Source organism: Chlorobaculum parvum NCIB 8327 (assembly GCF_000020505.1).
GTDB classification, from domain to species: domain Bacteria; phylum Bacteroidota; class Chlorobiia; order Chlorobiales; family Chlorobiaceae; genus Chlorobaculum; species Chlorobaculum parvum_A.
In genome coordinates, this window is record NC_011027.1 from 151,806 (window position 1) to 164,139 (window position 12,334).

The following is a 12,334-nucleotide window of genomic DNA, read 5'->3' on the forward strand; positions in this document are numbered from 1 at the left end:
GGCCATGCTGTCTTATTTATTAAACTGCTTAAGCGACGACAACTTTGCCGGTAACCTGACGACCTTTGTAGTGGCCGCAGTGACGGCAGGCGCGATGCGGAAGGGTCGGCTCGCCGCAGTTCGGGCAAACGACGGTTACAGCTGCCTTGGTGCGGGCGTTGAACTGTGCTCTCCTTTTGTCCCTTCTGGACTTGGACATCTTGGCTTTCGGGTTGGCCATAATCTATTCAGTTTAGAATCAACGGTTAACGATACTTGTTTTTCAGTTTTTCGAGCGATTCCTGCCAGTCGCTGTCGGGCTTTCTGTCTTCACCCGGTTCGCCCAGCTCTTCCTGATGGAAAACCCGACAATCGGGATTGTCCGTGCAGGTTACTTTCATCGGGACAGAAAGCAGCAGAGTCTCGCGGACATCTTCGGTCAGGTCGAGCGAAACAGTGTTTCTGTCGATGAGGCGGTACTCCTCATCTCGCTCATTTGCCTGCTCATAGCTGTAAAAGATGCGGTACGAACCGTTCAGCTCAGCTGTGATTGGTGCAAGGCACAGGTCACAGGTCAGGTCGGCAACAGCAAACGTCTTCAGGGTGACGATCATCTCGCCCTCCATTTTCTCGACGGTTACGTTGACCGAAACCTCTTCTGAAAACCCGGCCTCGGAAAGGGCCGGATCGCCGAATTCAGCCGCCATGCAGTTGAATTCAAACTCATGGACTCCCTCTGAGAGCCCGGCAAGGCGAATCCCGATCAGCGCTTTTTCCCTGGCCATAATACCCTCTTTTCCATAAAAGAGCATTAATGTAAAAAAATTATCATCGAAAAAGAAAAACGGCACCTTGTGTCAGGAAGAAAATTTATAAAAAAATGACGTTCGCGGTTTGGATTTTCAGATGTCCATCGTATATTTGCATCTCTTCGATCCCGGAGAGCCTATAGATTCCGCGATAGCTCAATGGTAGAGCATTCGGCTGTTAACCGAAGGGTTGTAGGTTCGAATCCTACTCGCGGAGCATCGAACTTAAAAAAAGGAAGTGCTTGAGTATGCGGCGCTTCCTTTTTTTTGTTTGTGTCCGATCTGTCCGCCTTGTCCACCGTTACCCCTGATTTCGTGGATAACCCGATCCCGTACTTCCTTTATATCCTCAAATCCGAAGTGGCTGATCGCTATTACGTTGGTGTCTCGTCGAACCCGCAACGTCGTTTGGAGTATCACAATGGTTTCGAGAAAGGCTTTACCTCCCGTTACCGACCATGGGCAATTGTCTTCACCAGAAAGTATCCATCAAAAGCTCAAGCTCTTGTAGCCGAAACAACCGTTAAGGCTTGGAAAAGCAGCAAGATGATTGAACGGTTAATCGCTGGCGAGGCGGTGCTTTTGTAATGGTTATGAGCATTCGGCTGTTATCCCGACTCGTCGGGATGTAGGTTCGAATCCTACTCGCGGAGCATCGAACTTAAAAAAAGGAAGTGCTTGAGTATGCGGCGCTTCCTTTTTTTTTGTTTTTGTCCACTCCGCCAGCCTCTGATCCATAGAAACCGTGGATTATTCGTCGGATTCTTCCTCTCCCCAAATTTCCGGCTATTATTATATATTATCCCTCTACAGCCACATCCTCCGATCACTATCGAAATTGCTGCGTTATGCTTAGATACCTTTTCGTTCTCCTCTTCGCGGTGCTTACCGCTTGCGCGCCTCGCTATGCTTCGCAATCGGATTCGGGAACGCCGAAACTGTTCAGAACGTGGTGGCGGGTTGAGCGGATCGAGGGAGAGAAAGCGGAGTTCATTCGCGGACAGCGGCGGGATATGCATATCATCCTGTATTCATCGAAGAAGATGGTCGGTTCTGGCGGCTGCAACCAGATCAACGGTTCGTTCAAGCAATCGCCGGGCTTCATCCGTTTCGGGCCGATCGCATCAACGAAGATGATGTGCCAATCCGGGGTAATGGCGCGCGACAGGGCGTTTGTTAAAGCATTGCGCAAAAGCCGCAGTTACAGAATCAATGGACCGCATCTGAAGCTGTATGACCAGTCTGGGCACGAGGTTTTACGCTTCATGGCAGTGAAGCAGAGGTAAGGCGCTCATGCCGAAGCGCACCGGGGAACTGCTGGAAATAGCGCATTGTTCACAGTGACATGATGCAGCCGCAATGGTGTTGCAGAGGCAAAAGAATTGTGTATATTATTCCACTTTCGTCAAGACGATTCAACGGTACGTCATTTTGTATGAAAAAAGTCAACAACATGCTTCTACTCGCTCTATTGCTTACAGGTCTTACCTGCCTGAGGGGGCGTGCGTTGTAGTTTCGTTGACTGCATGAAATTCAAGTTTAAAGCCGCAATCCTCTCAGGGTAAGCGGCTTTTTTACTTTACAGGACTTTACCTTTCAATTGAGAATAAATGGAGACTCAGTCATGAGTACGATGAATTACCGGAAATATGCATCCTATACGCCGGTCGGCCTGAAAGACCGTACCTGGCCCGACAAAATCATTACCAAAGCGCCGATCTGGTGCAGCGTGGATCTGCGTGACGGCAACCAGGCACTGCCGATTCCCATGAGCGTCGAAGAGAAGGTCGAATTTTTCAAGCTGCTGGTCTCTGTCGGCTTCAAGGAGATCGAAGTCGGCTTTCCGTCAGCTTCGGCTACGGAGTTCGCGTTCGTGCGCCGGTTGATCGAGGAAAATATCATCCCGGATGATGTGAGCATTCAGGTGCTGACCCAGTCGCGCGAACATCTGATCCGCCGCACCTTCGAGGCAATCAAGGGGGCGAAAAACGCTATCGTGCACCTCTACAACTCGACCTCACGCCAGCAGCGTGACGTGGTGTTCCGCATGAGCCGCGAGGAGATTATCTCCATCGCTGTGGCCGGCACGCGCCTGGTTCGCGAGCTGAAAGAGGAAAGTGGCAATCCGGGCATCCGCTTCGAGTACAGCCCCGAAAGCTTCACCGGCACCGAGCTGGACTACGCGCTGGACGTGTGCCACGCGGTAATGGACGAGTGGGGCGCATCGGCGGAGAACAAGGTGATCCTGAACCTGCCCTCCACGGTCGAGCTTTCGACTCCGAACGTCTACGCCGACCGCATCGAGTGGTTTTGCCGCAACATCAAGGATCGCGATGCGGTACTCTTCAGCGTGCACGCTCACAACGACCGCGGCACGGCGGTGGCAACCTCCGAGCTGGCCGTGATGGCGGGCGCGGATCGCATCGAGGGCGCGCTGTTCGGCAATGGTGAGCGGTGCGGCAACATGGACATCATCATCATGGCGCTGAACCTGATGACGCAAGGTGTCGATCCGGAGCTCGATTTCTCCAACCTGCCGCATATCAAGCAGGTCTACTCCCGCTGCACCCGCATGACTGTGCATCCGCGCCACCCTTACTCGGGCGATCTGGTCTATACGGCCTTCTCTGGCTCGCACCAGGATGCCATCAGCAAGGGCATGAAAATGCACAAGCGCGCTCCCGAAGGCATCTGGGATGTGCCCTATCTGCCGATCGACCCGCAGGATGTTGGCTGCAACTACGAGGCGATCGTGAGAATCAACAGTCAGTCGGGCAAGGGTGGCATCGCTTATCTTCTGGAAAAACAGTACGGCATCCAGATTCCGAAGTGGATGCAGCCCGATTTCGGTACGGCCGTGCAGGAGGTGACCGACCGCACCGGCGAGGAGCTGAGCGCCGAACAGATTCACGAGCTGTTCCAGAAGGAGTACATCGGCGCAACCGAGCCCTATCTGATGAAGAAGTGCACTATCAGCTGGAGCGACGAAGATCCGGATCGCAACGACGAGGTCGCCACTATCGTCAGCGCCTCGATGGTCGGCCCCAAGGGCGAGTTCACCTTCAAGGCGAAGGGCAACGGGCCGCTGGATGCGTTTGTGCGCGGCATGGTGAGCCACACCGGCATCGATTTCCATGTCGATGAATACACGGAGCACGCCATAGGCCACAGCTCCGACGCGATGGCTATCGCCTACATCCGCCTCTCGTTCGATGACGTGGCGCTGGTGTGCGGATCGGGCATCGACTCGAACATCAGCCTCGCCTCCATCAAAGCGATCGTCAGTGCGCTGAACCGCTACAAAAAGGCTTGATCGTTTTTCTCGTCAGGCTTCCCGATGATGGGGAAGCCTGACCCCCTCCAACGTTTTGGATTCTCTGCCGTTACCCTATCTTTACAAAAGAGACACTGTTTTCAATCAACCGGGAATCCAGACATGACGACCAGACAAGGCCGCTTCATCTCTTCCTTTTTTTTGTCCCATCCGACCTCTTGCTCTCTTGTTGTTGCTGCTCATACCATTGCTGAATGGATGCGCCGGCAAAACAGAGTCGAACAAGTTGCAGGTCGTGGCCTCCATCGAGCCGCTGGCGTGGTTCACGGAGCGCATCGGCGGTGACAGGGTGTCGGTTTCGGTTATGGTGCCTTCCGGTGGCAATCCGCACACCTACGAGCCGACGCCGAAGCAGATGGCCCAGGTCAGCCATGCGGCACTGTTCGTAAAGGCCGGTTCGGGCGTCGAGTTCGAACTTGACTGGATGCAGCGCCTGATCGATCTCAACAAAAGCATGGCAGTGTGCAATGCCTCCGAGGGGGTCGCGCTGCTGCCGATGGGCGAGACGGAGCAAGACGCCGCAGTTGAACCGGCCGACCAGCATCAGCACGGCCACCTCGATCCTCACTTCTGGCTCTCTCCGAAAAATGCCCGACTGATTGCGAAGAACGTCGAGCGCTCGCTCGTGGCTATCGATCCGGATGGCAAGGCGTATTACGCAGCCAACCGGACCGCAGTTGATCAGGAGTTGCAACAGCTTGACGAACAGATTCGCAAGCAACTAGCCGGACTGCAAAACCGCAGCTTTCTTGTGTTCCATCCCGCCTGGGGCTACTTTGCCCATGACTATGGACTGACGCAGATCGCCGCCGAAGAGGAGGGCAAGACGCTGACGCCGCGCCAGATGGAGCGGGTGATCGAAGAGGCGCGGCGCGAGGGCATCAAAGCGGTGTTCGTTTCGCCCGAGTTCAGCACGGCGCAGGCCAACGCTATCGCGCAGGACATCGGCGGCGCGACGGTGACGGTCGATCCGCTGGCTCGCGACTATCTTCAGAATCTTCACCAGGCGGCAGCGGCCTTTGCGCGGGGGATGCAATGAGCGAGCCGATTGTCGTCTGCGAGAAGCTGTGCGTCGATCGTGACGGCGCGCCGGTGCTGAAGGGGCTTTCCCTCTCGGTGCATAAGGGTGATTTTCTGGCCGTGCTCGGACCGAACGGCGGCGGCAAGACCACGCTGCTCAAGGTAATGCTCGGCTTGATTCAGCCAACATCAGGCACGGTGACGGTGTTCGGCAAGGCGCCGGGCGAGATCGTGGGCCGGATCGGTTACGTACCGCAGAGCCTGCAATTCGACCGCACCTTTCCGATCAGCGTGCGCGAGGTGGTGTTGATGGGGCGGCTCTCCAAATCGAAGCTGTTCCTGCGCTACAGCAAGGATGATCGCACGAAGGCCGCCGAGGCGATGGAGATCACCGGGCTGACGGCACTCGCCAACCGGCGGATCGGCAGCTTGTCGGGTGGCGAGTTGCAGCGCGTGCTTATCGCGCGGGCGCTGGCTGGCGAACCCGACCTGCTGCTGCTCGACGAACCGACCGCCAGCGTCGATCCGGAGATGAAGACCACGATTTACGACCTCCTCGACCGGCTCAAGGCCGACCACACCATCGTGCTGGTCACGCACGACACCGGCACCATTGCGCACCACGTCACGCGCATCGCCTGCCTGAACTGCACGCTCGACATGCACGAAGAGGGCTCCACGCTCGGTCGCGTATCGCTTGAGAACCTGTACGGCTACCCGGTCGATATCGTCGAGCACCGCGCCCCGTCCGCACCCGTCTCCTCGTCACCCACATCCGGACACCGCCATGCCTGACTTCCTGCACTACGAATTTATGCGCAACGCGCTGCTCGCGGCAATCCTGTCGAGCATTGCCTGCGGCATCATCGGCTCCTACGTGGTGGTGCGCAAAATCGGCTTCATCAGCGGCGGCATCGCCCACACGGCCTTCGGCGGCATCGGACTCGGCTACTACCTCGGTCTCAATCCGCTGGTGGGCATCATTCCGTTCAGCCTCGCGGCGGCCATCGGCATCGGCCTGTTGACGCGCAAAGCGAAAGTCTCCGAGGACACGGCCATCGGCGCGTTCTGGGCGGCGGGCATGTCGATCGGCGTCATCCTGATCGGCCTCACGCCAGGCTACGCGCCCAACCTCTTCAGCTACCTGTTCGGCAACATTCTAACCGTGCCGACCTCCGACCTCTGGCTCATCACGCTGCTCGATCTGTTGATCGGCCTGATGGTTTTCGCGCTGAACAAGGAGTTCCTCGCCGTCTCGTTCGACGAGGAGCACGCGCGGATTTCGGGCCTGAAAACGCTCGCGCTCGATCTGCTCATGCTCTGCCTCATCGCCCTGACCGTGGTGATTATGGTGCGGGTGGTCGGCATCGTGATGGTGATCGCCCTGCTCACCATTCCCGCTGCCGTCGCGCGGAGTTACAGCAGCAGTCTGCCGCGCATGATGGCGATTGCCGCACTGCTCTCGATTGTGTTCAGCATCGCCGGGCTCTGGTTGTCGTGGGTGTTCGACCTGGCTTCGGGCGCGACCATCATCCTCGCCGCATCGGTGGTGTTCCTTCTCAATGCGTTTCTCAATCTCCGAAACGCACGGCAGGCCGCCTGCTGAACGGATCGTTTGCTCTGCGGGTTTATGGAGACAGCCCAAAATGTTTACATTCAGAAAACACCTCATTTTCATTCAAGGACCATCCGTTATGAAGCCGACCTACTACCTCATAGCCGCTGCGCTGTCGATCATCCTCTCGATTTACGTGTTCATTTTCGGCACGGCGGCCAACAGCCAGCTCATGGCGATCTTTATCGGCCTCTGGGCGCCGACCATTATCTGTCTCGGCATTTTCAATATTCTCATGAACATCCACGACGAGATGTGCTGCGCCCACAAGCGCATCGAGGGTCGGCAGACCGGCAATGACGACGGCAATTGCTGTAGCCGCTGATGGAGCCGGAGCGATGAAAAATGTCTTGCTGGTTGGTGCGGGAGGATTTGCCGGGTCGGTGGCGCGCTACCTCGTGGCGCTCGCCGTGCCGTTTTCGGGTACGGGATTTCCCTTTGCAACCTTTGCGGTCAATCTGCTCGGTTCGTTCCTGATCGGCTTCATCAGCGAACTGGCGCTTTCGACCACGCTGCTCTCGCCCGAAGCCCGCCTGCTTCTGACGACCGGCTTCTGCGGGGGCTTCACCACCTTTTCGACCGCCATGTACGAAACCGGCGGCCTCATGCGCGACGGCGAGGCGCTTTACGCCAGCCTGTACGTTGCGGGTAGTCTCGTCGGTGGCCTTGCCTGTCTTTTTTCCGGAACCCTTCTTGCAAAACTCTGGCAATGATGAACTTCATCGAATCGGAACTTCTGCGGATCTTCGTCGGTGAGCAGGAAAAGCTGCACCACCGCCCGCTCTACGAACTCCTCGTCAGCGAAGCCCTCGAACGCGGCATGGCCGGCGCAACGGTTTTCCGCGGCCTCCTCTCCTTCGGCTTGCGCCACAAAGTGCACACCTCAAAGATTTTCGAACTCGCCGGAGAGCTGCCGATGGTGATCGAAATCGTGGACATCACCGAAAAGATCGAAGAATTCCTGCCGGTAGTGGAGACCCTACTGAAAGAGTCCGGAGCGCAAGCGCTGGTGACGCGGGAAGCGGTGCGGCAGTGGACGACGTAGGATTAGAGAAAAGAATTGAAAATCAGCAAGAATACCAAGTCAAAAAGCTGAACTAATTAAAGGTCTTTCTGGTTTTTTCATAAGATTTAAGTAAATTCACTTCTTCAATTAGACGCATCTCAAGCAAATATCCTGTTTAGTGTTTTTTTGTGCACTAAAACGAACCAATTGTTAGAGGAGGAAACTATGAGTGCTGATATTACCTCTCGGTTCATGGAGAATGGCGTACTCATTCCAGACACTCTTGTGTTCAATTTTTCGGTACCAAAGTCAGAGCCAAATCTTAAGAGCTCCACCCACTTTCCGGACTTATCCTCCCAAAAATGCGCAGATTGTTATGAGCAACAATGTCAGCCATCAATTCCCGCGAACGTCGATTACCCCCACCCAATCGCCTAAATATTGGGCGAAGGAAAAGGATCGGTATATAAGGCAGTTGCTCATTTCGGATATCCAAGAGCTAACAAATAGACCTCTAATAGTTTATTTTGCACAGTTAGATCAACAAATCAACTTTACAGACCCTGATGATTTGTCGGAAATCATATCCGGCATTGGTGCTGAGGAAGTTGATTTGTTGATTCAAACCCCAGGAGGGGTTGTTGATGCAACTGAAAAGCTCATTGGAATCTTGCGTCATAAGTTTAAGAAATGGCGAGTAATTGTTCCAAGTTGGGCAAAATCAGCGGGGACTGTGATTGCATTATCTGCCGAAAAAATAGTCATGGGTATTAACTCAGAGCTAGGCCCTATTGATCCTCAATGGCAACAACAAGGGGGGCTTTCAATCCCTTGTGAAATAATTAGTCAAGATCCTTCTCAACCCCATCACCTTAAAAAACTTGCTGAAATGGCAGTCAACAGAATGCGATCTTTAGCCAAGTTATTACTGAAAAATGGGATGATGCAGGATAAGTCAGATGAAGAGATTGAAGCTGTCTTAAAAAAACTATCAAATCCATCTTCATATAATTCTCACGCAGCTGTAATAGATTACCATGAAGCTATAGATATTGGGCTTTCTGCTGAATACTTGAAACATGATGATGATCTCTGGAAAAAGCTTTGGCTTCTTTATTGCCTTTATGATTATGATACTAAGTCTAAAGGATTAGGGCGGCTGATTGAGGGAGAGGTATTAAGTATTTCTAGATAAACAGAAATCTTATTCTAAGAAAGAGAATTAAAACAAAAAAGGGCCGCCTTTTCGGGCAGCCCTTTTTTCGTCTCTGTGCGTCCTCTTGCAGCTTATTTGGTAGCGGCGATGAGGGCGTTGTAGTTTGCCTTGACCGTCTTCTCCAGATCTTCGTCGGTGTGGACGAAGCTGGTGAACATGGCCTCGAACTGCGACGGGGCGAGGTAGATGCCCTGGTCGAGCATGGAGTGGAAGTATCCCTGAACGGGTATAATTCTGTTTTTATTGAAGCAATTATATTAGATCGGGTATAAATCCATCAAAACCTCTTGCATTTATACCCGTAATGGTATAGCTTCCTTCTAAGTTATATCAACTATACCCGATCAGTGTCTCGAGGCTTATGAATGCTTTATCTGAATTTGTTCGTAATCGGCGCAAGTCTTTGGGCTTGACCCAGCCTGAGCTGGCGGAGAAGGCTGGCACGGGGCTGCGGTTTATCCGTGATCTCGAACAGGGGAAAAAGACGTTGCGGATGGACAAGGTGAACCAGGTGCTCGCCCTGTTCGGTTACGAGCTTGGCCCTGTTCGGCAGGAGTGGGAGGAGTAAGCCATGCGGAAAGCCGAGGTGAAATATCTTGACCGAACAGCGGGCTGGCTTGTGCAGGATGAGGAGGGCTATCATTTCCTGTACGATCAGGCGTACCTCGAATCGGAAAATCCCAAGCCGGTCAGTTTGACGCTGCCGTTGCAGGCTGCTGCGTATTCGAGCAAAACCATGTTTCCGTTTTTTGACGGCCTGATTCCCGAAGGCTGGCTGCTCGATGTTGCCGAACGGAATTGGAAAATCAATCCGCGAGATCGCATGGGGCTTTTGATGAACTGCTGCGCGGATTGCATCGGGGCGGTCAACGTGCATCCTGTTCTTTCGGAGTAGCTTATGGAACGGCGATGTCTCTATTGCTATGAACCGCTGGAATCCGGTGAGACGGATTTTCATCCGAAATGCAGTCGGAAAATGTTCGGAACGGCCACTCCGCCGCTGTTGCCTTACGACGAAAACCAGCTCGATGAGCTTGCGTTGGAGGTCGTTCGGAGCCATACCGCAATTACCGGCGTACAGCCCAAACTTTCGCTGCACCTGGCGTCCAACGGAAAAACCCGCTCGCCTCAACGCTTCACCATCGTCGGCTTGTGGGGCGGCTATATCCTCAAGCCGCCATCACCGCGCTTCCCGCAATTGCCGGAAATCGAGGATTTGACGATGCACATGGCCGAGGAGTTGCGGATTGCAACCGTTCCGCACAGCCTGATTCGCATGAAATCGGGAACGCTGGCCTACCTGACTCGCCGCATCGATCGTACGAAGAAGGGAAAGCTGCACATGGAGGATATGTGCCAGATTACCGGACGTCTCACGGAAAACAAATACGACGGTTCGTATGAGCAGATCGCAAAAGCGATCCGCCGTTTTTCGGTCAATCCGGGTTTCGATGTCATCAACTTTTTCGAGATGGTGCTGTTTTGCTTTCTGACCGGTAATGCCGATATGCACCTGAAAAATTTTTCCTTGATCGATATTCCCGAAAAAGAGGGCGTGAACCTTGCCCCGGCTTATGACCTCGTCTCCACCGCGCTCGTGATGCCATCCGACGATGAAGAGCTTGCCCTGACGCTCAACGGCAAGAAAAAACGGCTGATGCTCACGGATTTTCAAGCAGCGTTGAAAACATTGTCGGTTGACGAGGTGGTGCAGGATCGAGTGTTCCGGAAATTCAGCAAGGCTCGTCCAGCTCTGGAAAACCTGATTGACAAGAGTTTCCTTGACCCGGAACTCAAGCTGGCCTACAAAGAGCTTGTCATAAAGAAATATCGGCAGATTGGGCTGGCTTCATAACTGCGTTCGCTTGCACATTCAACCCAATCCCCAAAATCATCCACAAACAAAAAAGGGCCGCCTTTTCGGGCAGCCCTTTTTGCGTTTCTGTGCGTCCTCTTGCTGCTTACTTGGTAGCGGCGACGAGGGCGTTGTAGTTTGCCTTGACGGTCTTCTCCAGGTCTTCGTCGGTGTGGACGAAGCTGGTGAACATGGCCTCGAACTGCGACGGGGCGAGGTAGATGCCCTGGTCGAGCATGGAGTGGAAGTACTTGCCGTACTTGGCCGTGTCAGCGGTAATGGCGCTGTTGTAGTCGTACACCTCGTTCTCGGTGAAGAACAGGCAGGCCATCGAGCCGACGCGGTTCTGCGTGTAGTTCAGGCCGAGCTTGTTCATGTTATCCTTGAATCCTGCTTCGAGGAACGCGGCTTTTCTTTCGAGTTCCGGATAGGGATTCTCCTCCATGAGGATTTTCAGGGTTTCCAGACCGGCGGTCAGCGCGAGCGGGTTGCCCGAGAGGGTGCCTGCCTGATAGACCGAGCCGAGCGGAGCGATGTTTTCCATGATCTTGCGCTTGCCGCCGAATGCGCCGACCGGCAGTCCGCCGCCGATGATCTTGCCCATCGTGGTGAGGTCGGGGGTGACGCCGTACAGCTCCTGAGCGCCGCCGAGGGCCACGCGGAAACCGCACATCACCTCGTCGAAAATCAGCACGATGCCTTCAGCGTCGCACAACTCGCGAAGGGCGACGAGGAACTCTTTCTTGGCCGGAATGACGCCAGTGTTGCCTGCGACCGGTTCGATGATGATTGCGGCGACCTGGCCTTTGTTCTCGTTGACGATGGCCTTGACCGACTCGATGTCGTTGTAGGTGGCGTTGAGGGTGTCGTTGGCGGTGCCTTTGGTGACGCCCGGGCTATCGGGATCGCCGAGAGTGAGCACGCCGGAACCGGCTTTGATGAGGAAGCTGTCGCCGTGGCCGTGGTAGCAGCCCTCGAATTTGATGATCTTGTCCTTGCCGGTGTAGCCGCGAGCGAGGCGAACAGCAGACATGGTGGCTTCGGTGCCGCTGTTGACCATGCGAACCATTTCTAGCGACGGCACGATCTGGCAAAGCAGCTCAGCGATTTCGATCTCGATTTCGATCGGCGTGCCGAAGCTGGTGCCGATGTTGCGCAGGGTGTATTCAATTGCGGCGGTCAGGCGGGGGTGCATGCTGCCGAGAATGAACGGGCCCCATGATCCGACATAGTCCAGGTAGGTGTTTCCGTCAACGTCGGTCATGTAAGCGCCCTGGCCTTTGGCCATGTAGATCGGGGTGCCGCCAACAGATTTGAAGGCGCGAACCGGGGAGTTGACGCCACCGGGGATGAACTTTTTGGCTTTTTCAAAAAGCTCGGCAGAACGGGTAAGTACAGGCATGTCGAATCGTTCGGTTTGAATTTGTCGAGGAGTGATTTAATGAATAACTGGTCAAGATAGAAAATAGTCCCGAAGATTGAAAACCCGTTAACCTAACG

The 12,334-nt window shown here is 54.5% G+C and carries 16 protein-coding genes, 1 tRNA gene and 1 pseudogene; 14 read left to right on the forward strand and 4 right to left on the reverse strand.

All coding sequences use genetic code 11. The features are described from left to right. Nucleotides 1–28 precede the first annotated feature (28 nt). Nucleotides 29–220 carry a 50S ribosomal protein L32 gene (rpmF, locus tag CPAR_RS00710; protein WP_012501396.1) on the reverse strand — a complete coding sequence of 64 codons (192 nt, stop codon included), beginning with the start codon at nt 218–220 and terminating at the stop codon, nt 29–31. 25 nt (nt 221–245) lie between these two features. After that, on the reverse strand, nt 246–764 hold the full coding sequence (locus CPAR_RS00715) for a YceD family protein (protein WP_041466217.1): 519 nt from the start codon (nt 762–764) through the stop codon (nt 246–248). A 169-nt stretch (nt 765–933) separates the two neighbouring features. On the opposite strand from CPAR_RS00715, the gene CPAR_RS00720 reads away from it, so the two are divergent. The 11 genes from CPAR_RS00720 (at nt 934) to CPAR_RS00770 (ending at nt 8,958) form a co-directional block, all read left to right on the forward strand. Next, nucleotides 934–1,005: transfer RNA gene (locus CPAR_RS00720), tRNA-Asn, on the forward strand. Between the two features lie 56 nt (nt 1,006–1,061). Next, on the forward strand, nt 1,062–1,376 hold the full coding sequence (locus CPAR_RS00725) for a GIY-YIG nuclease family protein (RefSeq protein WP_232203915.1): 315 nt from the start codon (nt 1,062–1,064) through the stop codon (nt 1,374–1,376). Nucleotides 1,377–1,636: 260 nt separating this feature from the next. Further along, complete coding sequence (locus CPAR_RS10580) at nt 1,637–2,074, forward strand: META domain-containing protein (protein WP_012501399.1); 438 nt, start codon at nt 1,637–1,639, stop codon at nt 2,072–2,074. Nucleotides 2,075–2,412: 338 nt separating this feature from the next. After that, complete coding sequence (gene leuA / locus CPAR_RS00735) at nt 2,413–4,101, forward strand: 2-isopropylmalate synthase (RefSeq protein ID WP_012501400.1); 1,689 nt, start codon at nt 2,413–2,415, stop codon at nt 4,099–4,101. A gap of 193 nt (nt 4,102–4,294) precedes the next feature. Continuing rightward, entirely contained in the window at nt 4,295–5,161 is an 867-nt protein-coding gene (locus CPAR_RS00740) for a metal ABC transporter solute-binding protein, Zn/Mn family (RefSeq protein WP_012501401.1), read from the forward strand. Next, a complete protein-coding gene (locus tag CPAR_RS00745; protein ID WP_012501402.1) occupies nt 5,158–5,937 on the forward strand; it encodes a metal ABC transporter ATP-binding protein in 780 nt (259 codons plus the stop codon). The genes CPAR_RS00740 and CPAR_RS00745 overlap by 4 nt, the downstream gene beginning before the upstream one ends. Then, nucleotides 5,930–6,748: a metal ABC transporter permease gene (locus CPAR_RS00750; protein WP_012501403.1), complete on the forward strand. Its 819-nt coding sequence runs from the start codon at nt 5,930–5,932 to the stop codon at nt 6,746–6,748. The genes CPAR_RS00745 and CPAR_RS00750 overlap by 8 nt, the downstream gene beginning before the upstream one ends. Before the next feature lie 88 nt (nt 6,749–6,836). Beyond that, nucleotides 6,837–7,082 carry a hypothetical protein gene (locus tag CPAR_RS00755; protein WP_012501404.1) on the forward strand — a complete coding sequence of 82 codons (246 nt, stop codon included), beginning with the start codon at nt 6,837–6,839 and terminating at the stop codon, nt 7,080–7,082. Between the two features lie 13 nt (nt 7,083–7,095). Further along, on the forward strand, nt 7,096–7,470 hold the full coding sequence (gene crcB / locus CPAR_RS00760; protein WP_012501405.1) for a fluoride efflux transporter CrcB: 375 nt from the start codon (nt 7,096–7,098) through the stop codon (nt 7,468–7,470). Beyond that, nucleotides 7,467–7,802: a DUF190 domain-containing protein gene (locus CPAR_RS00765; protein WP_012501406.1), complete on the forward strand. Its 336-nt coding sequence runs from the start codon at nt 7,467–7,469 to the stop codon at nt 7,800–7,802. Before crcB ends, CPAR_RS00765 begins: the two co-directional genes overlap by 4 nt. A gap of 337 nt (nt 7,803–8,139) precedes the next feature. Further along, nucleotides 8,140–8,958: an SDH family Clp fold serine proteinase gene (locus tag CPAR_RS00770; RefSeq protein WP_041466084.1), complete on the forward strand. Its 819-nt coding sequence runs from the start codon at nt 8,140–8,142 to the stop codon at nt 8,956–8,958. 92 nt (nt 8,959–9,050) lie between these two features. On the opposite strand, the pseudogene CPAR_RS10880 reads toward CPAR_RS00770, so the two are convergent. Then, nucleotides 9,051–9,194, reverse strand: a pseudogene (locus tag CPAR_RS10880) (aspartate aminotransferase family protein); the annotation flags it as partial. 146 nt (nt 9,195–9,340) lie between these two features. On the opposite strand from CPAR_RS10880, the gene CPAR_RS00775 reads away from it, so the two are divergent. From CPAR_RS00775 to CPAR_RS00785, 3 genes are read left to right on the forward strand one after another with little or no spacing between them, the layout of a single operon-like run. After that, entirely contained in the window at nt 9,341–9,547 is a 207-nt protein-coding gene (locus tag CPAR_RS00775) for a helix-turn-helix transcriptional regulator (RefSeq protein ID WP_012501408.1), read from the forward strand. Nucleotides 9,548–9,550: 3 nt separating this feature from the next. Next, complete coding sequence (locus CPAR_RS00780; RefSeq protein WP_012501409.1) at nt 9,551–9,874, forward strand: HipA N-terminal domain-containing protein; 324 nt, start codon at nt 9,551–9,553, stop codon at nt 9,872–9,874. A gap of 3 nt (nt 9,875–9,877) precedes the next feature. After that, nucleotides 9,878–10,834 carry a HipA domain-containing protein gene (locus CPAR_RS00785; protein WP_012501410.1) on the forward strand — a complete coding sequence of 319 codons (957 nt, stop codon included), beginning with the start codon at nt 9,878–9,880 and terminating at the stop codon, nt 10,832–10,834. A 106-nt stretch (nt 10,835–10,940) separates the two neighbouring features. Here the strand turns inward: CPAR_RS00785 and hemL are convergent, their stop codons facing one another. Beyond that, nucleotides 10,941–12,236: a glutamate-1-semialdehyde 2,1-aminomutase gene (gene hemL / locus CPAR_RS00790; RefSeq protein WP_012501411.1), complete on the reverse strand. Its 1,296-nt coding sequence runs from the start codon at nt 12,234–12,236 to the stop codon at nt 10,941–10,943. Nucleotides 12,237–12,334 lie beyond the last annotated feature (98 nt).